We start from the raw sequence: 23,558 nt of genomic DNA, 5'->3' as shown, positions 1-23,558 counted from the left end.
CTTCCTACGGCTTCAGCGACGCGTAGCCGCGGGTGACGGTCATGTCCGCCAGCTGATAGGCATCCACCCAGAAGGGACGGGTCCACGGATCCAGCACCAGCAGGCGGTTCGTGTTGGCGTCATAGCCGGTCACGGGCATGTGGTGACGCAGGGTGTAACGCCCCCCGGTCTTCTCCCGGTGCAGGGGGGCCTGCTCGCCCGGGGTGGCGGCGATGTTGACCAGCCCGGGGACACCGGCCTTGACGGAGCGCACCATGTCGTCCCGGAACCGGATCCGCTGATCGTAGCTCGCCCTCTGGGAACTGCCCGGAATCGTGGTCACCTCGTAGCGGACCGACGCGGGAGAGTGGTAGTCCATCAGCCGGGCCACCTGGTGGAGCCAGGTCCCGTCCAGGTCGGTCTGGGCCTGCTCGGCCATCGCCTTCTGGGTGGTGCTGATGCCGAAGGCCCCCAGTCCGATCACCACGGAGGCCGGACCGCACCAGTATCCGTTGGGCTGGGCCTGCCACGTGGCGTTCAGCTCCGTGACGCCCGGCCACTTCTCCTTCGGCACCCGGACCGATCCCGTCTTGGAGAGGGAGGACTTGGCGCTGCCCGCCTCGAAGTCCCGCATGAGGTAGCCGCCATGGACCCAGCCCTTCACCGAGTTCACGGTGATCTCCCGCCAGGTGGCGCCGCTGACGGCCTTGCTCCGGCCGGTCCAGACCACCTTGGTGTTCCGGGCCAGGGAGGCGACCTTCGGGTAGTTCACCCCGGCACCGCTGCGCACGTTGAGGCCGTCATCGGCGATGACCACGTAGCGGTAGGCCAGGGGGATCTCGGGCTCCGGTTCCGGCGCCGGCTTCGGGGCGGTGGTCGGAGGGGCCGGCGTGCCGTTCCGGAGGGTCTCCAGCCCGTAGAGGTACTTCGAGGTCTCGCCACGGGTGACGTTCCTGGTCGGACGGAAAGTGCCGTCCACGTAGCCCTTCACCATCTCGTTCTCGTACATCCACGAGATGTCCGGGTAGGTTCCCAGGGTGGCGGGAACGTCCTTGAAGACGGGCTCCGCGGGGGCCTCGTAGTCCTCGTCCCCGGCGTACCGGAACAGGTAGGACGCCAGTTCCCCGCGGGAGATCGACCGGTCCGGACGGAACGTGCCGTCGTCATAGCCGTGGACGATCTCCTGCTCGGCCATCCAGGAGATGGCGGTGAACTCCTCCGCGCCTCTGACCGGCTCGACGTCCTTGAAGTCCCGTGTGGTGCCCGCGTCATGCTGCTCACCGGACATCCGGTAGATCATGAGTGCGGCCTCACCACGGTTGATCTCCTTGCGCACACCGAAGGAGTGGTCCGCGTATCCCTTGGACAGGCCGGCACAGGCCAGCCACGTGACGTGGGTGTAGAAGGTACTGTTCGGGGGCACGTCAATGAAGTCCTGCTTGCACGGCCCCAGGTGCTGGGGTGCCGCGGTGGCGGAACGGCTGCCGGAGGCATCGGTCCCGGCTGACGTGCCGGCGTCCCGCTGCAGACCCTCGAGCACGGAGTCCTCGAGGACGGGCTGGTTCTCATCGAACTGGGTCGACTGGTCCAGTGGGTTGAGCGTCTCCGAGTCGGCATACGCCGGAGTCGTCACGGCAGCCCCCGGAATCAACAGGCCCGCGGTGAGGGCGGTGGCGAGAAGGCGCCAGCGCGCAGTGCGGTGGCGAGTGGAGAGACGGGACACGGTGGTAGCCCTTCGTCGGTGGAGTGGGGAGTGGCGGATGCAGGAGTATTCCCTCCTCCTGCAATCGATGGCATGATAACCGACCCAGGTTGCCACATGGTGACGGGGGCCACAACGATTCACTGCCCGCGCCCGAGGCAGGCCGGCAGATGTGGTGGGATGGTCGCATGAAGCTCTGCACCTATCGACTGCCCGGCTCGGACTCCCAGACTCCGGGCGCCACCTTCGCCGCCCTGATCACGGAGACTGACGGCTCCCGGGCCACCGCCGCCGTGGAGCTGGAGGGAATGATCGACGTCGGCGACTTCCTCTCCCTGCCAGAGCCGCACCGCACCGAGCTGGTGGACGCGGCCCTGACCGCTGCCACGGAGGACCCGAGCCGCATCCTGGACGCCACGCAGCTGGAGCCGGCCACGCTCATCCCCTTTCCCACCAAGGTGTTCTGCATCGGCCTGAACTACCGCAATCACATCCTCGAGACCGGCTTGGAATTGCCGGAGCACCCGGCGGTCTTCACCAAGTTCGCCCAGTCCCTGACCGGCCCCACGGACCCGATCGAGGTCCCCGCCGAGGATCACCGGCTCGACTGGGAGGGCGAGCTGTGTGTGGTCATCGGAGAGCCCGGCCGGCGGATCCCCGCCTCAGAGGCGGCCGCGCACATCGCCGGCTACGCCGTCTCCAACGACGTCTCGGTGCGCGGCTACCAGGGCCGCACCACCGAATGGACCCAAGGCAAGGTGTGGGAGGAGACCACGCCCGTGGGCCCCTGGCTGGTCACCCCGGACGAATTCACCGAGGGTGCCCGGATCACCACCCGGGTCAACGGCGAGGTCATGCAGGAGGACTCCACGGGGGACCTGGTGTTCGGCGCCGAGAGGCTCGTCTCCTACCTCTCGGACCTGGTCACCCTGCTGCCCGGTGACCTCATCCTCACCGGCACGCCCGCAGGCGTGGCGCTGGCCCGCAGGAACGACGACGGCCGGCGGCCCTGGCTGAAGGCCGGCGATGTGCTGGAGACCGAGATCGAGGGCCTCGGCCTGCAGCGGAACGAGATCCGTTGAGCGCCCGGCCGATCCCCGAGTCCCCTCTGACCGCGGACTTCACCACCTGCGACCTGTACGACGCGGACCCGACCCTGCAGTCCTGCTCGGTGCAGTTCCAGGACCTCGGTGCCCGGACCCGCTTCACCGGACCGGTGCGGACCATCCGCTGCCACCGGGACAACGGGCTGGTCAAGCAGACCCTGAACTCCCCCGGTCACGGCGCTGTGCTCGTGGTGGACGGTGACGGCTCCCTCGAATCCGCCCTGATGGGAGACCTGATCGCCGCGGCTGCCGTGGAGAACGGATGGGCCGGCGTGGTGATCCACGGTGTCATCCGGGACCGGGCCGTGGTCACCACCCTGGACCTCGGCGTGAAGGCGCTGGGCTCCAACCCGCGCAAGTCGGCCAAGGACGGGGCCGGCGAGGTGGACGTGCCGGTGGAGTTCGGCGGAGTCACCTACACCCCCGGGGCCACCCTGTGGGCCGACGAGGACGGGATCCTCGTGACCCCGTGAGAGACCATCCGCATCAGGGACATCAGGAGCATCAGGAGCAGGCGCTCACGATCCTCGGGGCCGGGCGGGCCGGCACCTCGCTGGCCCGCGCCGCGGCGGCGGTGGAGCTGCCCGTCCGGATCGCGTCCACCCGGCCGCCGGCCGCCATGAGACTGCACCTGGCCCAGTACGCGCCCCGAGCCACGGCCGTGGACGCCCGGGAGGTGGCGGGGGCACCGCTCGTGGTGCTGATGGTCCCGCAGGAGGACCTGGACTCCGTGGACCCCGCGTGGTTGGACGGCACGGTCCTGGTGGACGCCACCAACCGGTGGGACAGCGAGCCGCTGCCGGCCTGGCTCCAAGCAGGGCTCGGCGCCGGCCAGTCCAGTTCCGAGGCGGTGGCGGGCCGGTTCACCGGCGCCACCGTGGTGAAGGCCCTGAACCACATCAGCCACTGGGACCTGGACACCGCCGGCCGGGGTCAGGCTCCAGGAGGGACTGACCGGCGCGGGCTGGGAGTGGCCTCGGACAGCCCCGAGGCCGCGGCCGCCGTCGGGCAGCTGATCTCCCGGCTGGGCCTCTCCCCGGTCCTCCTGCCGGGCCTGGCCGCCGGCCGGGTGCTGGAACCGGGTGGCCCCGTCTTCAATCTGCCGCTGTCCGCCGCGGACCTGGCCCGCCTGACCGGCGGTAGGGTGGATGTGGACTGAGGAAGGGCTCTGCCCGGCCCCTCCTTGCCGAGACCGTCAATCACTCCAGGGGGCCCTTCATGCCAACCGACACCGTCCGAGGCGTCATCCGACCGGTCACCGGCTGGTGGCTGGCGCTGGGCCTGTTCCTGGGGTTGCTGGCCGCGGTCCCTGCTGCACTACTGACCGGGGCGGGCCCGGCACTGGCAGCCCCCGAACGGGTCGAACTCACGGACGGGGCCGGAGTCATCCACGAGCCCACCCTCCGCGAGGGCCTGACGGACATCGACTTCCACGAACCCACCACCGTGGTCATCTGGACCCAGCCCGGCGAGGCCGAATCGAACCTCAACGAGCGGCTGCTGTCCGACGCCCGGGAGAACCACCCCGAGTGGATCAGTGACGACGGGCAGAAGTGGGCGGACGGACTGTTCATCTACGCGCTCGACCCGCAGGGCCGGCTGCAGGGTGTCTACTTCGGCGAGGACCGCAAGGTCGGGTTGAGCACCCAGGAGGAGGTCCTGGAAGACGCGGTCGACTCGCTGGAGGAGGCCAACTGGACGCAGGCGGCACTCGACGCCACACAGTCGGCAGCAGCCGTGATGAACCGTCCCTGGTACCAGCATCCCGGGATCTGGGCCGGCGGGATCATCGCGGTGATCATGGGCGGCATCTTCGGCGGCGCGGTGGTGGCGAGCAGGAAGAGACAACGGCGGCAGGCCGAGGCAGACCTGGAGCGCGGCAACCGTGCCTTCACCAACGTCAGCACGGACCTCGAGGCCACCGAGCTCAACGCCAACACCGTACCGGAGGACTCCCGCTACGGGGCCCAGGTGCTCGAGCGGTACCGCACCTTCCACGAGCGGTACCTCGAGGCGGCCCGGGAGAACGACCGGCTCGCCGGCATCCCTGCGAAGCAGCTGCACCGCAAGGAACACCGCAGGGCCATCACCCACTACCGGGACACCACTGAGGAGCTGGACCAGCTCGATGACACGGTGGCCAGCACGAACACCCTGCTGAATCAGTACCCCGGTTGGCCGGAGGCCTGGGACCTGCAGACCGCACCGATGCGCGAGGACCTCGGCCGGATCGACGAGCTGGTCTCCGGGCAGAGCAAACTCTCCGCCGATCAGCTGACGCCGCTGCGGTCCTTCAAGCCCGAGGCCGAGCGGGAGCTGGAACAGCTCGGAGCGGGGATGCAGACCGGCGAGCTCACCGCCGACGATGCCCTGGACCGCCTCGCCGCGCTGCGCTCACGGCTGACCGAGCTGTTGGAGCAGTACTCGGCCGCTCAGATCAACGCCTTCGCCACGTCCGATGCCGAACGCTCGACGCTGGAGCAGGAGATGCGGAGGGAACGGAACCGCGCATCGCACCGACCCGGTTCCATCCTGGACACCGTCCACCAGCCGGGGTGGTTCTGGACGGCCACCGCCTACAGCATCGGCTACAGCTCCGGGCAGTCCTCGGTGGCACAGGCCCGCGAGCAGGCGGCGTCCTCCTCGTCCGGATCGACCACCGGCTACGGCAGCTCCGGGGGCAGCTTCTCCGGTGCCGGATCCTCCTCGAGCTTCTGAGCTGGGAATGACCACACGTACCCGGAGGTTGACCATAAGCACCGCAGAACGCGCCCGGCGGAAGGATCCGCTGTCCTTCTACCTCGACAAGTCCGACCCGGCTGCCTGGAAGGCCGTCGGCGGGCTGGCTGCCGCCGCCAAGAACGCCGCGGCGGCCGCCGGGCTGGACGATCAGCTGGTGGAGTTGGTGAACCTGCGGATCTCCCAGATCAACGGTTGCGCCTACTGCCTCGAGGTGCACACCGTGAAGGGAATCGACGCCGGCCTGGACGCCCAGCGCCTGGGCCTGCTGGCCGCGTGGCGGGAGGCCCAGGACCTGTACAGCGAGACGGAGCGGGCGGCGCTGGATCTCGCCGAGACCGTGACCGAACTGCCGGGCCAGGAGGACCAGCATGTCAGCCAGCTGATGAGCCACCACGTCCTCACGGACGAACAGTACTCCGCCGTCCAGTGGCTGGCGATCACCATGAACGTCACCAACCGCATCTCGATCCTGTCCCATCACCCGGTCAAGCGCCGGGCCCCGAAAGCATGAGGTATCCACCGTGAGCAATACCGAGACGGACCCGCGCGAGACCCTGTGTCAGAACGACCCAGCCGCCGTGCCTCGATTCACGGAGGGGCTCTCCGACGGTGTGGACCCCCGCGAGGGAGCCGCCGGACCGGTGGAGCTGCTGGAGCCCCGCGCCGTGCCCCTGGGAGGCCCCCGCGCCATGACCGTACGGCGCACCCTGCCTCAGCGGGCTCGCTCCCTGATCGGGGCCTGGTGCTTCCTCGACTTCTACGGCCCGGATGACGTCTCCACCACGGGCGGCATGGCCGTGCCCCGCCATCCCCACACGGGGCTGGCCACCGTCTCCTGGTTGTTCACCGGCCGCGTGGACCACGTCGACTCCGCCGGCAACTGGGCCACCGTGCGCCCGGGTGAGGTGAACCTGATGAACGCGGGGGCCGGGATCACGCACTCCGAGTTCTCCACCGCGGACACCACCGTGCTGCACGGTGCCCAGCTCTGGTACGCGTTCCCAGACCACGCGCGGTTCGGCCCGCCCTCCCTCGAGGCACACCGTCCGGAGACGGTGACGGGGCCCGGTTACACGGCGCGCGTGTTCCTCGGCTCGTTGCTGGGGTCCACCTCCCCCGTCAAGACCCACATCCCCCTGACCGGAGTGGAGCTGCTGCTGGAGCCCGGCGCCGCGGTGGTGATCGACGTACCGGCCGACCACGAACACGGACTGCTCCAGGTCAGCGGCGAAATCTGGCTGGATGGCGTGCAGGTGCCCGAGGACCACCTGGGATTCGCCGGCCCCGGCCGGACGCGAATCACCATCGCCGCCGGCGAAGAGGCCGTCACCGCCCTGCTGATCGGCGGAGAGCCGCTGAACGAGCAGATCGTCATGTGGTGGAACTTCGTGGGCCGCACCCACGAGGAGATCGTGGCCTGGCGCGACGCCTACCAGGCCGAGATGGGCTTCGAGGTGCCGGGCGTGGACTCCCCGCTGGCCGGTGCCGTGCCCACCGAGGCCCCCGGCGGCGATCCCCTGGGCGCACCGGTCTCCGGTGACCTGCTGGACCGCACCCTCGGCACGTCCTACCGCGACGGCAGGGCCTTCCCGCAGTACGGTCACTTCCCGGCGGGGACTCCCGCGCCGCTCCCGGCCCCAGCCCTGCCGACCACACGCATGAAGCCCCGAGCCAACCCTCCGACCACCTGAACCCGTCGAAAGGCAGAACCATGACCGAGCAGCCACCAACCCTCCAGAACCCCTCCGTGGTCCAGGGCAGCAAGCCCCGGTATGAGATCCACGTGGATGACTCCGGCGAGCCCGCCGGGAAGACCTACTTCACCGACCATGAGTCCGTGCAGGGGGTGCGCCAGCGCATCTTCCCCCACACCGAGGTGGGTGAGGAGTTCGGCGGTCACGGACTGGCCTCGACGCTCGTGCGGCGCGCACTGGACGCCTCGATCGCCCAGGGATACCGCATCGTGGCCGTGTGCCCGTACGTGAAGGGCTGGCTGGAGAAGCACCCTGAGTACCAGGAGCACGTGGACCCCACCACCCCGGAACACCTGCAGGCCTTGCAGAACCGCTGAGCCGCCGGACGCCACGACAGCAGGACAGAGACGACAGGCCGCTTCCGGAATCCGGAAGCGGCCTGTCTGGGTCTCTCAATGGTCGGGGTGACAGGATTTGAACCTGCGGCCTCGTCGTCCCGAACGACGCGCGCTACCAAGCTGCGCCACACCCCGTTGAGCATGGCTCCACACCGTCACCGGCCGGGAACCACAGTGATCCATCCTAGACCTCAGAGCCTCGATTATCCAAAACGAGACCATCACGTGCCGCGGAACTACACTGGGGGCACCAACCACCAACGCCCCGAACGCGGCAACCCGACCGGGGTCATCCGAGGAGATCCGTGGCGACGCAAGACAACGGTCCATCAGACCCCGGGGCAGCCATGGCCTTTCTCCGCTCGCGGCCCAACCTGGTGGGGATCATCGCCTTCCTCGTGGTCTTCCTCACGGTGACCTTTGCTTCCCAGTCGCCCCTGGCCGCGGTGTTGGCCGGCCTGCTCGGTTACGGCGCGGGCTACCTGCTGACACCCCTGTCCGCCCAGACCTACGCCTCTGGCATTCCCGTCCACGGCGCCTCCCAGGAGGACATGACCGAGCGGCTGGACGAGTTCCAGCGTGCCGTCAGAACACACCACTCCGCCCTCCCCCCGGAGGCCGATCAGAAGCTCACCATGATGGGCGCCCACCTCCGCGAGGTGATCACCCGATGGGAGGACGTGGCCGGTGTCCCCGAACAGCGGATGGTGCTGGAATCCCTGGTCTACCAGTACCTGCCGAACACCCTCGAGGTGTTCCTGCGCATACCGGACTCCTCGAAACCTGCAGCGGCCCCCGAATGGACGCGCCAACTGGAGCTGCTCAGCTCCGAGGTCACCCGCAGCCGAGATTCCGTCCTGAAGCACGATCTCGAGGCGATGCGCAGCAACGGACGACTGTTGGAGCAGCGGTTCGAGGACGGGGACTTGAGGATGTTCCGCGAGCACGGGCTCTAGGTCCGGACCTCACCCTCCGGTGCCACGTCCGGACCCTCCGTCGCCAACAGCACACGCCCACCGGTGAAGCGGGCAAAGGATCCCAACAGTGCCGTCCACTCCTCCACCCAACGCCCCGGCTCCGAGGCCCGAGCCCTCAGCTCCGCCCCGCCGGACTCCCCGGCCTGCCAGGACAGGTGCACGCGGGTGGCCCGGGACGAGGCCGGCACAGCCCCCTGGCCGGCCGTCGACTCCGCCGGCTCCCAACCGAACCAGTCCAGCTCCAGGGCGGAGTCCGAGGCCTGATGGACGGCACTCCAACGGTGCAGCCCCTCATCGCTTCCCTCCTCAAGGATCTGGCCCTCTGCGAAGGAGACGTGACCGTCCCGGTCCGTCGCCTTCAGCTCGCGAGGCCACCAGAGGTGGATGTCCTCGAGCAGTGCGGCGACGGCGTCCACGAGGTCCAACGGCGTGGCCACACCAACAGAGCGATCCACCATGCCGGAGGAGGCCGCACTGTCCACGACTTCCCCTGGGACGGTCTCCGTGGCGTCAGCCGGATCCTGCGGGGGCGATACGAATGACGGGTCCTGCGCGCCACCGGTGGACGGGACCCGGAACGGATCCAGGAAGAGGCTGTCTGACATGTCCTCCATCAAAGCACGTTCCAGCCGCGCCGAGGGGGCAGCACACCAACGGCTGCACCCCTTGAACACAGAAGCCCTGGACCGTGAGGTCCAGGGCTTCTGTTGTTAAACGAGAAGGGCCTCGCACGTGAGTGCGAGGCCCTTCCCTCAATGGTTGTCCGGCGGCGTCCTACTCTCCCACATCCTCCCGGATGCAGTACCATCGGCGCAGTGGGCCTTAGCTTCCGGGTTCGGAATGGGACCGGGCGTTTCCCCCACGCTATGACCGCCGTAACTCTTTCACCCACCCCACCAACACTCACTCTCCCCTGCATCCCACACCAATGGTCTGGACTGCTTGGACGGGTGTCAGTGGTGGGTAGCCTGAAATGGTTACAACACGACTGTTGCACTCTTCGATTATCACGGGTTGTTGTTTCGCAACCGCATAGTGGACGCTACGCATCTGGCCATCCGACACCCCTTTTGAAAGGTGTGGGATTGGGTTTGTGTGTGTAAGTTATCGGCCTATTAGTACCGGTCGGCTTCACAAGTCGTTAGTCCTTGCTTCCACGTCCGGCCTATCAACCCAGTGGTCTGCTGGGGGCCTCCCACGACAAAGTCGTGTGGAAATCTCATCTCGAAGCTGGCTTCCCGCTTAGATGCTTTCAGCGGTTATCCTTCCCGAACGTAGCTAATCAGCGGTGCACCTGGCGGTACAACTGACATACCAGAGGTTCGTCCGTCCCGGTCCTCTCGTACTAAGGACAGACCTTCTCAAATTTCCTGCGCGCGCAGAGGATAGGGACCGAACTGTCTCACGACGTTCTGAACCCAGCTCGCGTACCGCTTTAATGGGCGAACAGCCCAACCCTTGGGACCTACTCCAGCCCCAGGATGCGACGAGCCGACATCGAGGTGCCAAACCATGCCGTCGATATGGACTCTTGGGCAAGATCAGCCTGTTATCCCCGAGGTACCTTTTATCCGTTGAGCGACGGCCCTTCCACGAGGTGCCGCCGGATCACTAGTCCCGACTTTCGTCCCTGCTCGAGATGCCTCTCTCACAGTCAAGCTCCCTTGTGCACTTGCACTCGACACCTGATTGCCAACCAGGCTGAGGGAACCTTTGGGCGCCTCCGTTACATTTTGGGAGGCAACCGCCCCAGTTAAACTACCCATCAGGCACTGTCCCTGACCCGGATCACGGGCCGAAGTTAGATGTCCAGAGTGACCAGAGTGGTATTTCAACGATGACTCCACACGAACTAGCGTCCATGCTTCAACGTCTCCCACCTATCCTACACAAGCCACACCGAACACCAATACCAAACTATAGTAAAGGTCTCGGGGTCTTTCCGTCCTTCTGCGCGTAACGAGCATCTTTACTCGTAGTGCAATTTCGCCGAGTTCACGGTTGAGACAGCGGGGAAGTCGTTACTCCATTCGTGCAGGTCGGAACTTACCCGACAAGGAATTTCGCTACCTTAGGATGGTTATAGTTACCACCGCCGTTTACTGGGGCTTAAATTCTCCGCTTCGCCTTACGGCTAACAGGTCCTCTTAACCTTCCAGCACCGGGCAGGAGTCAGTCCGTATACATCGTCTTGCGACTTCGCACGGACCTGTGTTTTTGATAAACAGTCGCTTCCCCCTGGTCTCTGCGGCCCCGATCCCCTCCAGAACGCGTGGTTCCTTCAAGGTTGGGGCCCCCCTTCTCCCGAAGTTACGGGGGCATTTTGCCGAGTTCCTTAACCATGATTCTCTCGATCGCCTTAGTATTCTCTACCTGACCACCTGTGTCGGTTTGGGGTACGGGCGGCTAGAACCTCACGTCGATGCTTTTCTAGGCAGCATAGGATCACCGGATCCCCCACCTAGTGGGGTCCTATCGGGTCTCAGGCTTCACGCCCGGCGGATTTACCAACCGGACACCCTACACCCTTGGACCAGGTCGATTCCATTGCCTGGCCCGGCTACCTTCCTGCGTCACACCTGTTAATACGCTTGCCTTACCGGTTCAGGTCCCGCGCTCCCCTGCCACGCACCCCGAAGGGTGTCTAGACAGGTTCGGGCGGTTAGTATCACCGGCTCAGCATTGGCGGTTCTTCGCCGGTACGGGAATATCAACCCGTTGTCCATCGACTACGCCTGTCGGCCTCGCCTTAGGTCCCGACTTACCCAGGGCAGATTAGCTTGACCCTGGAACCCTTGGTCATCCGGCGGACGGGTTTCTCACCCGTCTTTCGCTACTCATGCCTGCATTCTCACTCGTGTACAATCCACCAACGCTTACGCCCTGGCTTCACCTCGTACACGACGCTCCCCTACCCAGCCAGACCAAGTCTGACTGCCACGGTTTCGGCGGTGTGCTTGAGCCCCGCTACATTGTCGGCGCGGAATCACTTGACCAGTGAGCTATTACGCACTCTTTCAAGGATGGCTGCTTCTAAGCCAACCTCCTGGTTGTCACAGCAACTCCACATCCTTTCCCACTTAGCACACGCTTAGGGGCCTTAACCGGTGGTCTGGGCTGTTTCCCTCTCGACCATGAAGCTTATCCCCCACAGTCTCACTGCCACGCTCTCACTTCCCGGCATTCGGAGTTTGGCTGACGTCAGTAACCTTGTAGGGCCCATCTGCCATCCAGTAGCTCTACCTCCGGAAAGAAACACGTGACGCTGCACCTAAATGCATTTCGGGGAGAACCAGCTATCACGGAGTTTGATTGGCCTTTCACCCCTACCCACAGCTCATCCCCTCCATTTTCAACTGAAGTGGGTTCGGTCCTCCACGCGCTCTTACACGCGCTTCAACCTGGCCATGGGTAGATCACTCCGCTTCGGGTCTAGACCGTGCCACTCAAACGCCCTATTCAGACTCGCTTTCGCTACGGCTTCCCCACACGGGTTAACCTCGCGACACAGCACTAACTCGCAGGCTCATTCTTCAAAAGGCACGCCGTCACCCACACCCCCACAAGGGGGGCCAGGCTCCGACGGATTGTAGGCACATGGTTTCAGGTACTATTTCACTCCCCTCCCGGGGTGCTTTTCACCATTCCCTCACGGTACTGATCCGCTATCGGTCAACAGGTAGTATTCAGGCTTACCAGGTGGTCCTGGCAGATTCACACGGGATTTCTCGGGCCCCGTGCTACTCGGGCACATTCTCTAAGCGGCGGAATGCATTACAACTACGGGACTCTCACCCTCTACGGTCAGCCATCCAAAGCTGTTCGTCTATACACCCGCACCTCACCACGTCAGTCCGGCAGAACCATCACGAAAAGGCCCACAACCCCGAACACGCAACCCCTGCCGGGTATCACACGTGAACGGTTTAGCCCCATCCGCTTTCGCTCGCCACTACTCACGGAATCACTTTTGTTTTCTCTTCCTGCAGGTACTGAGATGTTTCACTTCCCTGCGTTCCCTCCAACCGGCCTATGTGTTCAACCGGCGGTCACACGAACAACGTCGTGCGGGGTTCCCCCATTCGGACATCCTGGGATCAACGTCCGGTTATCGACTCCCCCAGGCTTATCGCAGATTCCCACGTCCTTCATCGGCTCCTGTTGCCAAGGCATCCACCATGCGCCCTGAAAAACTTAGCCACACAAGGCCAAGCCCTCAATGAGCACCACCCCATCACACCCTCACCCCAAGGCAAGACCATGATCGGATGGATCAAAAGATGACTACATTCTCGGCGCCACCACACACCACCAGGGGGCAGTATGCGATGACAATAAAAATAAGATGCTCGCGTCCACTATGCAGTTCCCAAACAACAACCCGCACCACACACTCCACACCACCAACACACCCAACCCCCCCAAAAAAGAGAGAAGAGCACGTCAACACGATGCTTCAGCATGGCCGGAACCAGGACAGGCCAAACAACAGCCAACCCGGAACAACCACCCCCTCACCCACCACACGGTGAACAAGAAGACAATCGGTCCTGTTGTCCCAGGACCCAACAGTGTGCCAAAACCCCAGAACATCCGGAACCAGTGATCTCCTTCCACACGCCGGCGCGACATCCCAGACAACATCCAGGACGCCCATTCCAAAGCGCAGTACTACAAGACCACCAGCCGATACGACCAGGGCACTATTCATTGATGTTCCACCCATGAGCAACTCGCCGACCCACAAACGGGGCCGCTACGAGCACTACACCTGAACCACACACCCACGAACACATTGATCCGCGAGCCTGTCGGCTAGGGGCTCCTTAGAAAGGAGGTGATCCAGCCGCACCTTCCGGTACGGCTACCTTGTTACGACTTAGTCCCAATCGCCAGTCCCACCTTCGACGGCTCCCCCCACAAGGGTTGGGCCACCGGCTTCGGGTGTTACCGACTTTCGTGACTTGACGGGCGGTGTGTACAAGGCCCGGGAACGTATTCACCGCAGCGTTGCTGATCTGCGATTACTAGCGACTCCGACTTCATGGGGTCGAGTTGCAGACCCCAATCCGAACTGAGACCGGCTTTTTGGGATTAGCTCCACCTCACAGTATCGCAACCCATTGTACCGGCCATTGTAGCATGCGTGAAGCCCAAGACATAAGGGGCATGATGATTTGACGTCGTCCCCACCTTCCTCCGAGTTGACCCCGGCAGTCTCCCATGAGTCCCCGGCATAACCCGCTGGCAACATGGAACGAGGGTTGCGCTCGTTGCGGGACTTAACCCAACATCTCACGACACGAGCTGACGACAACCATGCACCACCTGTGAACCCGCCCCAAAGGGGAAAGACCATCTCTGGCCCGGTCGGGAACATGTCAAGCCTTGGTAAGGTTCTTCGCGTTGCATCGAATTAATCCGCATGCTCCGCCGCTTGTGCGGGCCCCCGTCAATTCCTTTGAGTTTTAGCCTTGCGGCCGTACTCCCCAGGCGGGGCACTTAATGCGTTAGCTGCGGCGCGGAAAACGTGGAATGTCCCCCACACCTAGTGCCCAACGTTTACGGCATGGACTACCAGGGTATCTAATCCTGTTCGCTCCCCATGCTTTCGCTCCTCAGCGTCAGTAACAGCCCAGAGACCTGCCTTCGCCATCGGTGTTCCTCCTGATATCTGCGCATTTCACCGCTACACCAGGAATTCCAGTCTCCCCTACTGCACTCTAGTCTGCCCGTACCCACCGCAGATCCGGGGTTAAGCCCCGGACTTTCACGGCAGACGCGACAAACCGCCTACGAGCTCTTTACGCCCAATAATTCCGGATAACGCTCGCGCCCTACGTATTACCGCGGCTGCTGGCACGTAGTTAGCCGGCGCTTCTTCTGCAGGTACCGTCACTTTCGCTTCTTCCCTACTGAAAGAGGTTTACAACCCGAAGGCCGTCATCCCTCACGCGGCGTCGCTGCATCAGGCTTGCGCCCATTGTGCAATATTCCCCACTGCTGCCTCCCGTAGGAGTCTGGGCCGTGTCTCAGTCCCAGTGTGGCCGGTCACCCTCTCAGGCCGGCTACCCGTCGTCGCCTTGGTGAGCCATTACCTCACCAACAAGCTGATAGGCCGCGAGTCCATCCAAAACCGATAAATCTTTCCACCCCCACACCATGCGGCAGGAGGTCGTATCCGGTATTAGACCCAGTTTCCCGGGCTTATCCCAGAGTCAAGGGAAGGTTACTCACGTGTTACTCACCCGTTCGCCACTCATCCACCCCAGCAAGCTGGGGCTTCAGCGTTCGACTTGCATGTGTTAAGCACGCCGCCAGCGTTCATCCTGAGCCAGGATCAAACTCTCCGTAAAAAATTACTAAAGAAACAACAACCAACCCAGCGGAAAACCAGGCCAGCCATCATTCAATCCATGGCAATCACCACCAGCACACACGGGGTGCGCACCAGCGGCATAACCAATTTCAAAAAATTGGCATCAACAAACTTGGCACACTATTGAGTTCTCAAACAACAGGCACATGATGACTACTCACAAGGAATCCGGATAACCGGTGAAATCTTTGCTTTTCTCATCTGCGGCTTTTCAAGCTTAGTTCTTCGTTTCCTTCCCGTCAAATCGGCGTTTCCGGCGATTTTCTTGGTGAGAACCGAAGTCCTGTTTTTGCTGTTCCGGACCTTCAGGCCGCCGTATCAGCGACTGGCTTGTTGCTCCGGAGCAACTTTTCTAGCTTAGACCCGTTCTCGACTCGGTGTCAAACCACCGTGCCGGGCTGTTCTTCCGGACCGTGGTCCCTCAGATTTGCCTGGGTTTTGCCAGCGGTTCCGCCTTGCGGCTTCCCCGGTGCCGCGAAACCCCTCGGATCCTCGGATTTCCGCGGATTCTCGGTGTTTCAGGTCCGAAAGCTTTTCTGGCTTTCGCGCCTTGGCACAAGAGAAGACAATACACAGCTTTCCCCGGCTTCGCAAAATCGGCCGGCCACCTCCCCTGCGGAGGTGGCCGGCCGACGTCGTGCGCCCTGGGTTCTGGCGGTGAAGGTCCCTACCGGACCGGCCGGAAGTACACGGTGGCCAGGGGCGGCACGGTGATCTCTGCCGAGGCGGGTTGGCCGTGGCACGGTCGCTCGGCAGCCATCAGCCTTCCGCCCGTGCCGATCCCGGTGCCGGAACCCCCATAGGTGGTGTCGTCCGTATTGAGGACCGCTTCCCACTCCCCGGTGAACGGCAGCCCCAGGTGGACACCGTGATGGGGATTGCCGGAGAAGTTGGAGAGGCAGACCATCGGCCGCGCCTCACCCCCGCTGGCCTCCGGGGCCGACCACCGGATGAAGGAGAAGACGTTCCGGTCGCCATCGTTCTGGTCGATCCACTGGAACCCGGCCGGAGCATGGTCCTGGCTCCAGAGTTCGGGAGCATCCCGGTAGAGCCCGTTGAGGTCCCGCACCGTCTTCATCAGGCCCTTGTGCTGGGGCGTGTCCGTGAACCACCAGTCCAGGCCGTGGGATTCCTTCCACTCGGACTCCTGGCCGAACTCCGAGCCCATGAACAGCAGCTGCTTTCCCGGGTGCGCCCACATGAACCCGTAGTAGGCCCGCAGGGTGGCCAACTGCTGCCAGCGGTCTCCCGGCATCTTGTGCAGGAGCGACCCCTTGCCGTGCACCACCTCGTCATGCGAGAGCGGCAGCACGTAGTTCTCGCTCCAGGCATAGACCAGGGAGAACGTCATCTCGCTGTGGTGCCACTTCCGGTTCACCGGATCCTCGGCCAGGTAGGAGAGCGAATCGTGCATCCACCCCATGTTCCACTTCAGCCCGAAGCCCAGGCCATCATGGTCGGTGGGCGCGGTGACCCCGGAGAAGGCCGTGGACTCCTCGGCGATCATCATGATCCCGGGGTTGCGCCGGTACGCCGTGGCGGTGGTCTCCTGCAGGAAGCTGATCGCCTCCAGATTGTGGTTGCCGCCGTGTTGGTTGGGCACCCACTGGCCGTCCTCGCGGGAGTAGTCGAGATAGAGCATGGAGGCCACGGCGTCCACGCGCAGCCCGTCGATGTGGAACTCCTCCAGCCAGTACAGCGCGTTGGCCACCAGGAAGTTGCGCACCTCGGTCCGCCCGTAGTCGAACACGAGGGTCCCCCAGTCCGGGTGTTCACCCTTCCTGGGGTCGGCGTACTCGTACAGGGGTTGCCCGTCGAACTGGGCCAGGGCCCACTCGTCCTTGGGGAAGTGGGCGGGAACCCAGTCCAGCAGGACCCCGATCCCGGCCTGGTGCAGCCGGTCCACGAGGTATTTGAAATCGTCCGGGGCGCCGAATCGTGAGGTGGGTGCGTAGTACCCCGTGACCTGATATCCCCAGGACCCGCCGAAGGGGTGCTCGGCCACCGGCATGAACTCCACGTGGGTGAAGCCCTGCCAGGACACGTACTCCACCAGTTGGTCCGCGAGTTCGCGATAGGACAGGCCGGGCCGCCAGGAGCCGATGTGCACCTCGTAGACGCTCATCGGCCCCTGGTGCGGATCGGTCTCGGCCCGCCGCTGCATCCATGCCTCGTCCCCGAAGGAGTATCGGGAGTCGTCCACTCGGGAACCGGACGCCGGCGGTACCTCGGTCCAGCGGGCCATGGGATCAGCCTTGTCCCGCCAGGTCCCGTCCCGGCCCAGCAGGCTGTACTTGTACACCGAGCCGGCGCCCACCCCCGGCACGAAGATCTCCCAGACCCCAGAATCACCCAGGGACCGCATCGCGTGCTGACGCCCGTCCCAGCCGTTGAAGTCCCCCTTGACCCGCACCGCCAGGGCGTTGGGGGCCCACACGGCGAAGGAGGTCCCGGTGATCTCCCCACGGGGCGATGAGTAATGGCGCACCCGGGACCCCAGCACCGTCCACAGGGTCTCGTGACGGCCCTCCCGCAACAGGTGCTGGTCCAGCTCCCCCACCGTGGGCAGGTATCGGTACGGGTCGTCCTGCTCCGTCGCGGCGACCCCGGGGTAGGCCACGCTCAGGCTGTATCCCGGGACATGGCCCTCCTCGACCACCGCGGCCGTCCCGACCCAGATGCCGTCGTGCTCATGGCGAAGCGGCACCCGCGTGCCGTCGTCCAGCACCACGGAGACCTCCTCGGCCTGCGGCCGCAAGACGCGGAAGGTCACACTGCCGGCCTCCCCCAGGTGGGCGCCGAGCACCTCATGCGGCTGGTGGTAACGGCCGTGCGCCACGGCGTCGAGGACCTCTGTGTGGACCTCCAGTGCTCGCATCCCGTCTCCGGGTCCCCCGGTCGACTCGACGGCATCGGCTGCTTCATCCCGTTCCACGGCATCCTCCTGGGTGGTGCTCTGGCTGTGGGGCAGGCCCTCGCCCCGGGGTGACGCTTCCACGTCCATCCTCACCGTATCCGCCTCCGCACGGCCCCGCAGGACGTCGCGGGCGGCGGCCACCGGGACATGGACCCAGTCAGGCCGGTGGCGCAGTTCGTAGACGGTCTCATACAGTGCCTTGTCCAGCATCAGGGCCGTGAAGACCGGGGAGGCGGTGTCCACCGGGCTGCCGGCCGCCTGCCCGTAGCCCGCCAGGAAGGCCCGCTGTACCGGCCCCGTCCACCCGGTGGCCCCGGAGAGCGCACCGGCGTAGTCGAAGGAACGCAGCATCCCCACCACGTCCCGCAGCGGCAGGTCCCAGCCGGAACGCTCGTGCGCCGCGCGCAGGGGCTCGCCCTCGAAGTCGAGCACCGTCCAACGCCAGGGTTCAGAGCCGGCTGCGGTCTCGGCCTGATGCTGCGGCGAGACCAGGACCTGACCCAGGTGGTAGTCGGCATGGATTCGCTGCAGCGGGGGCACTCCGTCCGCCAGCTCAGGGGCCCGGAGCGATTCGATGACCGCGTGGACCGGACCCGCGAGTTCCAGGCCCACGCTCTCGCCCGCCTGACGCCAGCCCCAGGCCACGCGTTCGGCGAGCGCGGACAAGGCCTCGGTCGCGTGCCGCCCGGTGGAGCGCGTGCCGAAGGCCTCGGCGAGACCCCGGTGCAGCCGCCCGGTGGCCGCCCCGATGCCGGCGGCCTCCGCCGTGAAGTCACGTCCGGCGGCCGCCGCATCGGTGGCCTCGCGCCAGGCATCACGCGATCCGGTGATGAACTCGCGCAGTACGCACACCTGCCCGGTGTCCACGGCTTCGGGGTCAGCGTCGGCGGCGGCATCGGCGACGTCCACAACACCTTCGGGCCCGGTCTCGGTCCCGCCGGCGCGCTGCCAGCCCGCCGTCACGGAACCGAAGGTCACCGGCACCTCCCGGGAACCGGCGGCGGAGAGCGCCAGGCCGATCTCGACGTCGGGATTGGCACCCGCGGCCAGCACGCGGAAGAACTTGAGGATCAGCGGGCCGCGGGCGGCGTCCACCACCACGGAGGTGTTGGACTGTTCGCCCTGGAGCACGCGAGCACGCAGGCTGGCGGCGCCGAAGGCCGGCCATTCGGCGAAGTCCGCGTAGGCGTGACCTGCGGAACGGCCGTCCGCGGTGGGCAGCTCGCGGCGCATCATCTCCAGCCACGCGGCCAGGAACGCCGGGTCCTGGGTGCCGTCATAGACCCAACGGGTCCCAGCCCTGCCCGCCCAGCGGCCGATCAGGGCCTGCTCCGCGCCCTCGAGCTCCCGGCTCCGCAGAGCCACCGGGACGGAGACGACGACGGCCCCCTCACCCGAACCGGCCCGCTCACCACGGGCGCCACCGTCCGGCGTGACCACGAGCACATGCAGCTGGAGCTGGACGCCGACGTCTGGCTGCGGGAGGTCCGTGCCCTCGGCGAGCCGAATCCCACCGGCGCGGTGCAGTTCGAACCCACCCTGCAGGGGGAACCACCGCTGTACCGTCAACCAATCGGCCAGCAACTGGCTCAGCGAGGCGGCAGGCTGCTCCGAGGAGGGCCCGCCCGGTGCCGGCGTCACGGTGTGTTCCCGGCGGACGGTGCCGGAGCGATGACCGGCAGCGTTGTGGTGTAGGGGTTGGGCCGGTCCGCCAGATCGGCCGCCTTGACCGGATCCACGCCCGGCATCAGCTCGGGACCGGTGCGCAGGCGCAGCCAGTAGAAGCCATGGCCGGGCAGCGTGACCGGCAGCCGGCCGTCCTCTCCGACGTCCAGGAAGGGCCGGCCGCCGAAGACGTCCCGCAGGCCCCGCCCCTCGTAGCCGGGCACGCTCAGCCACGTGGCCACCGGCTCCGGGGCGAGGTTGAACACGCACAGCACGGTCTCCGGATAGTGTTCCCCGCTCTGGGCTGCCGGCAGGTCCCGCACGAAGGCCAGGATCTGTTCCGTCTCGGCCGGGACCACGGCGAAGTCCCCGAGTCCGAACACGGGATGCCGCTTCCGCACGGCCAGGGTCTCCCGGACCCAGTGCAGCAGCGATCCGTTCGAGGCCAGCTGGGCTTCCACGTTGACGTGGTTGTAGTGGTAGACCAGCGACTGGATCACAGGCAGGTACAGCTTGCCCGGATCAGCCGCCGAGAACCCGGCGTTGCGGTCCGGGTTCCACTGCATGGGGGTGCGGGAGGCGTCCCGGTCATCGAGCCAGATGTTGTCGCCCATCCCGAGTTCGTCCCCGTAGTAGAGGAACGGTGAACCGGGCAGGGCCAGCAGCAGTGCGTGGATCAGCTCGAGCTCGGAGCGGGAGTTGTCCAGCAGCGAGGCCAGCCGGCGGCGGATGCCCACATTCGCCCGCATGCGGGAGTCGGGGGCATACCAGCCGAGCATCGCCTGACGTTCCTCCGGGGTGACCATCTCCAGGGTGAGCTCGTCATGGTTGCGCAGGAACGTGCCCCACTGGGTCCCCGCCGGGATCTGCGGGGTCTCGGCGAGCGCCTCGAGGATGGCGGTGGCCTTGTGGTCCCGCAGGGCGTAGAAGATCTTCGGCATGATCGGGAAGTGGAAGCACATGTGGCATTCCGGGTCCTCCACGGAGCCGAAGTAGTCCACCACGTCCTGCGGCGGCTGGTTGGCCTCGGCGATGATGACGCGCCCCGGGTACTCCGCATCCACCATGGCCCGCAGGTCCCGCAGGAAGACATGGGTGCGCGGATCATTCTCGCAATCGGTGCCCTCCTCCTCGAAGAGGTAGGGGATGGCGTCGGCACGGAAACCGTCCACGCCCATGTCCATCCAATACCGGACCACGTCGAACAGCGCCTCGATCACCTCGGGGTTCTCGAAGTTCAGGTCCGGTTGGTGGGAGAAGAACCGGTGCCAGAAGAACTGCCGGCGCACCGGGTCGAACGTCCAGTTGGACTCCTCCGTGTCCACGAAGATGATCCGCGCGTCCTGGTACCTGTCATCCGTGTCACTCCACACGAAGAAGTCCCCGTAGGGCCCGTCCGGGTCCGAGCGAGACTCCTGGAACCAGGGATGCTGGTCCGAGGTGTGGTTCAGCGGGAGGTCGATGATCACCCGCAGGCCCCGGGCGTGGGCCTCTGCCACGAGGCGCTTGAAGTCCGAGACGGTGCCGAACTCGTCCAGCACCTCGTAGTAGTCCGCGATGTCATAGCCGCCGTCCCGCAGCGGTGAACGGTAGAACGGCGGCACCCACAGGCAGTCGATGCCGAGCCACTGCAGGTAGTCCAGCTTGTTGATCAGCCCCTCGAAGTCCCCGGAGCCGTCCCCGTTGTCATCATGGAAGGCCCGTACGAGGACCTCGTAGAACACCGCGGTGCGGAACCAGTCCGGATCGTGGGAGATCCCGTGCGTGTGCTGCTGGAAGGACTGGGCCATCAGTCCTCCCGCACGATCCGCAACACGTGGGCGGGCTCCACGGCCGGGTCCAGCCGGACATAGTTCGCCTCGCCCCAGCGCCAGCGGGCTCCGGTGATCAGGTCCTCGACCTCGAACCGGCCCTCGGCGTCCACGTCCCGCGGCCGCAGGTCCAGGGCGGAGAGATCGAGCGAGACGGTGGCCTCGCGCGCAGCGTGGGGATCGCAGTTCACCACCACGATCACCGTGTCGGCGTGCCCCGGCAACGCCGAGGACTGCCCGGCACCGGCCGGGGCCGGGTGCTGCCCCTCCGGCTTATGCCGGCGGGACTTGGAGAACACCAGGATCTCCTCGTTGTCCGCGGTGTGCAGCGTGAGGTTCTGCAGGTCCTGCAGCGCCGGATGCTCCCGGCGGAAACCGTTGAGCCGGGTGATGAACGGGGCCAGGGACTCACCGCGGACCTCGGCGGCGGCGAAGTCGCGGGGCCGGAACTGGTACTTCTCGTTGTCCACGTACTCCTCGGCACCCGCCCGGGCCACATGCTCGAACAGTTCGAAGCCGGCGTACATACCCCACATCGGGTTGGACATGGCCGCCAGGACGGCACGGATCTTGAACGCCGCCGGACCGCCGAACTGCAGGTACTCGGTGAGGATGTCCGGGGTGTTGACGAAGAAGTTCGGACGGTAGTAGGCGGGGGTCACAGCCGTGACCTCGTGCAGGTACTCCGCGATCTCCTCCCGGGTGTTCCGCCACGTGAAGTAGGAGTAGGACTGCTGGAACCCGGCGCGGCCGAGGGCATGCATCATGGCCGGCCGGGTGAAGGCCTCGGCCAGGAAGACCACCTCCGGGTGGCGCCGGTGCACCTTGGCGATCAGCCATTCCCAGAACCACAGGGGCTTGGTGTGCGGGTTGTCCACGCGGAAGATCCTCACCCCCCGGGCGATCCACAGCTCCACCATCTTCAACACGGCGCGGCGCAGACCGCGGGGGTCGTTGTCGAAGTTCAGCGGGTAGATGTCCTGGTACTTCTTCGGCGGGTTCTCCGCATAGGCGATGGTCCCGTCCACCTGGGTGGTGAACCATTCCGGGTGCTCGGTGACCCAGGGGTGGTCCGGGGAGCACTGCAGGGCCAGGTCGAGGGCGACCTCCAGGCCCAGCTCCTCCGCCCGGGCCACGAATCCCGCGAAGTCCTCCACGGTCCCCAGTTCCGGATGGATGGCGTCATGGCCGCCGTCCTCGGAACCGATCGCCCACGGCGACCCGGGGTCCTGGGGTCCGGCCGTCAGGGAGTTGTTGGGCCCCTTGCGGTGCGTCCGCCCGATCGGGTGGATGGGCGGCAGGTAGATGACGTCGAAGCCCATGTCCGCCACGGCTGGGAGCCGGCCGGCCGCCGTCGTGAACGTCCCGGAGTCCCAGGTCCCGGACTCCGGATGGTAGACCGCCCCCTCGGACCGGGGGAAGAACTCGTACCAGGCGCCACGGCCCGCGAGCGAACGCTGCACGTCCAGCGGGAACGCCGGGGAGGCGGAGACGAAGTCGCGGATGGGGCGGGCCGCCAGGGCCTCCGTGAGGTCCGGGTCATCGGCGGCGGCGAGACGCTGGGCCGTGTCCCGGGAGGCATCCTCCAGGCCGCGCACCGCACGGGCCAAGACGGAGCGGTCCGCCTCGGAACGCTCCGGGTCCGCTGCGGCCCGGCGGAACAGGGCGCCACCCTCGGCCAGCATCAGCTCCACGTCCACCCCGGCCTCGATCTTGACGGTGGCGGCGTGGTGCCACGTGGCCAAGGGATCGGACCAACCCTCCACTGTGAGGGTGTGGAGGCCCACGGCGGCCGGGCGCAGGATGGCCCGGTACTCGTCCAGCCCCGGCGCACCCTCGGTCATGCGCACCCGCTGGACCTCGGCGCCGTCCGGGCCGTGGAGCACAGCGGTGGCACCGAGCCGGTCATGGCCCTCGCGGAACACGGTGGCGCGGACCGGGATGTCCTCCCCGATGACGGCCTTGGCGGGAACCGCCCCACACTGGACGCTCGGTTGCACGCCGGTGATCGGGATGCGCCCGACCCTGACCTCGGTGCTGAACATCTGCACTCGACGGGATCGGACGGAGTTGCTGGAATTCTTGGCAGTGCCCACGCTCCCGACGTTACCGCCGGGATGCCCCGGTGGCCACTGATCAGGACGAAATGATGGCCCGTCGAGGCCGCAGGCCGCCGGGGCGGCGAACT

General features: G+C 65.9%; 13 protein-coding genes, 1 tRNA gene and 3 rRNA genes. 8 read left to right on the top strand and 9 right to left on the bottom strand.

What is annotated here, in order from left to right:
• Positions 1–4 precede the first annotated feature (4 nt).
• Complete coding sequence (locus tag IMT31_RS11860) at positions 5–1,702, bottom strand: S-layer homology domain-containing protein (RefSeq protein WP_413542902.1); 1,698 nt, start codon at positions 1,700–1,702, stop codon at positions 5–7.
• A 167-nt stretch (positions 1,703–1,869) separates the two neighbouring features.
• Between IMT31_RS11860 and IMT31_RS11855 the strand changes: the two genes are divergently transcribed.
• The 7 genes from IMT31_RS11855 to IMT31_RS11825 are packed head-to-tail and all read left to right on the top strand — an operon-like array spanning position 1,870 to position 7,600.
• Positions 1,870–2,763 (top strand): fumarylacetoacetate hydrolase family protein, encoded by an 894-nt coding sequence (locus tag IMT31_RS11855; protein ID WP_413542901.1) that lies wholly within the window; start codon positions 1,870–1,872, stop codon positions 2,761–2,763.
• Positions 2,760–3,260, top strand: coding sequence for a ribonuclease E activity regulator RraA (gene rraA, locus IMT31_RS11850; protein WP_378109455.1), 501 nt, complete (start codon positions 2,760–2,762; stop codon positions 3,258–3,260). Before IMT31_RS11855 ends, rraA begins: the two co-directional genes overlap by 4 nt.
• Positions 3,257–3,946: an NADPH-dependent F420 reductase gene (locus IMT31_RS11845; RefSeq protein ID WP_413542900.1), complete on the top strand. Its 690-nt coding sequence runs from the start codon at positions 3,257–3,259 to the stop codon at positions 3,944–3,946. The genes rraA and IMT31_RS11845 overlap by 4 nt, the downstream gene beginning before the upstream one ends.
• A 59-nt stretch (positions 3,947–4,005) precedes the next feature.
• Positions 4,006–5,505, top strand: a complete 1,500-nt coding sequence (locus IMT31_RS11840; RefSeq protein WP_413542899.1) for a DUF5129 domain-containing protein — start codon at positions 4,006–4,008, stop codon at positions 5,503–5,505.
• Between the two features lie 7 nt (positions 5,506–5,512).
• Positions 5,513–6,040, top strand: coding sequence for a carboxymuconolactone decarboxylase family protein (locus IMT31_RS11835; protein ID WP_413542898.1), 528 nt, complete (start codon positions 5,513–5,515; stop codon positions 6,038–6,040).
• Positions 6,041–6,050: 10 nt separating this feature from the next.
• Complete coding sequence (locus tag IMT31_RS11830) at positions 6,051–7,220, top strand: pirin family protein (protein ID WP_413542897.1); 1,170 nt, start codon at positions 6,051–6,053, stop codon at positions 7,218–7,220.
• A 20-nt stretch (positions 7,221–7,240) separates the two neighbouring features.
• Positions 7,241–7,600 carry a GNAT family N-acetyltransferase gene (locus IMT31_RS11825; RefSeq protein WP_413542896.1) on the top strand — a complete coding sequence of 120 codons (360 nt, stop codon included), beginning with the start codon at positions 7,241–7,243 and terminating at the stop codon, positions 7,598–7,600.
• 79 nt (positions 7,601–7,679) lie between these two features.
• Here the strand turns inward: IMT31_RS11825 and IMT31_RS11820 are convergent.
• Positions 7,680–7,756 (bottom strand) — tRNA-Pro (locus IMT31_RS11820).
• A 170-nt stretch (positions 7,757–7,926) separates the two neighbouring features.
• On the opposite strand from IMT31_RS11820, the gene IMT31_RS11815 reads away from it, so the two are divergent.
• Positions 7,927–8,577 carry a hypothetical protein gene (locus IMT31_RS11815; RefSeq protein WP_345358149.1) on the top strand — a complete coding sequence of 217 codons (651 nt, stop codon included), beginning with the start codon at positions 7,927–7,929 and terminating at the stop codon, positions 8,575–8,577.
• Here IMT31_RS11815 and IMT31_RS11810 read toward each other — a convergent pair.
• The 7 genes from IMT31_RS11810 to IMT31_RS11780 all read right to left on the bottom strand — a co-directional run bounded on the left by IMT31_RS11810 (position 8,574) and on the right by IMT31_RS11780 (position 23,415).
• Positions 8,574–9,203 carry a hypothetical protein gene (locus IMT31_RS11810; protein ID WP_345358146.1) on the bottom strand — a complete coding sequence of 210 codons (630 nt, stop codon included), beginning with the start codon at positions 9,201–9,203 and terminating at the stop codon, positions 8,574–8,576. The genes IMT31_RS11815 and IMT31_RS11810 overlap by 4 nt on opposite strands.
• Positions 9,204–9,359: 156 nt before the next feature.
• Positions 9,360–9,476 (bottom strand): 5S ribosomal RNA (rrf, locus tag IMT31_RS11805).
• A 217-nt stretch (positions 9,477–9,693) separates the two neighbouring features.
• Positions 9,694–12,798 (bottom strand): 23S ribosomal RNA (locus tag IMT31_RS11800).
• 630 nt (positions 12,799–13,428) lie between these two features.
• Positions 13,429–14,954 (bottom strand): 16S ribosomal RNA (locus IMT31_RS11795).
• The 16S, 23S and 5S rRNA genes sit together here, the layout of an rRNA operon.
• 690 nt (positions 14,955–15,644) lie before the next feature.
• On the bottom strand, positions 15,645–19,535 hold the full coding sequence (gene glgB / locus IMT31_RS11790; RefSeq protein WP_413542895.1) for a 1,4-alpha-glucan branching protein GlgB: 3,891 nt from the start codon (positions 19,533–19,535) through the stop codon (positions 15,645–15,647).
• On the bottom strand, positions 19,532–21,349 hold the full coding sequence (gene treS / locus IMT31_RS11785) for a maltose alpha-D-glucosyltransferase (RefSeq protein ID WP_345356772.1): 1,818 nt from the start codon (positions 21,347–21,349) through the stop codon (positions 19,532–19,534). The genes glgB and treS overlap by 4 nt, the downstream gene beginning before the upstream one ends.
• Complete coding sequence (locus IMT31_RS11780; RefSeq protein ID WP_413544415.1) at positions 21,349–23,415, bottom strand: alpha-1,4-glucan--maltose-1-phosphate maltosyltransferase; 2,067 nt, start codon at positions 23,413–23,415, stop codon at positions 21,349–21,351. The genes treS and IMT31_RS11780 overlap by 1 nt, the downstream gene beginning before the upstream one ends.
• Positions 23,416–23,558 lie beyond the last annotated feature (143 nt).

This window comes from Citricoccus nitrophenolicus (genome assembly GCF_047305825.1).
GTDB lineage: Bacteria > Actinomycetota > Actinomycetes > Actinomycetales > Micrococcaceae > Citricoccus > Citricoccus nitrophenolicus.
Note: the sequence above shows the minus strand (reverse complement) of the source record. Positions and strands in the feature narration are given on the sequence as shown.

Excerpts from the sequence above, each read along its gene's own strand:
- IMT31_RS11855 (WP_413542901.1), top strand. The coding sequence starts at position 1,870 with ATGAAGCTCTGCACCTATCGACTGCCCGGCTCGGACTCCCAGACTCCG.
- IMT31_RS11840 (WP_413542899.1), top strand. The coding sequence starts at position 4,006 with ATGCCAACCGACACCGTCCGAGGCGTCATCCGACCGGTCACCGGCTGG.
- IMT31_RS11835 (WP_413542898.1), top strand. The coding sequence starts at position 5,513 with ATGACCACACGTACCCGGAGGTTGACCATAAGCACCGCAGAACGCGCC.
- IMT31_RS11825 (WP_413542896.1), top strand. The coding sequence starts at position 7,241 with ATGACCGAGCAGCCACCAACCCTCCAGAACCCCTCCGTGGTCCAGGGC.
- IMT31_RS11810 (WP_345358146.1), bottom strand. The coding sequence starts at position 9,203 with ATGTCAGACAGCCTCTTCCTGGATCCGTTCCGGGTCCCGTCCACCGGT.
- treS (WP_345356772.1), bottom strand. The coding sequence starts at position 21,349 with ATGGCCCAGTCCTTCCAGCAGCACACGCACGGGATCTCCCACGATCCG.
- IMT31_RS11780 (WP_413544415.1), bottom strand. The coding sequence starts at position 23,415 with ATGTTCAGCACCGAGGTCAGGGTCGGGCGCATCCCGATCACCGGCGTG.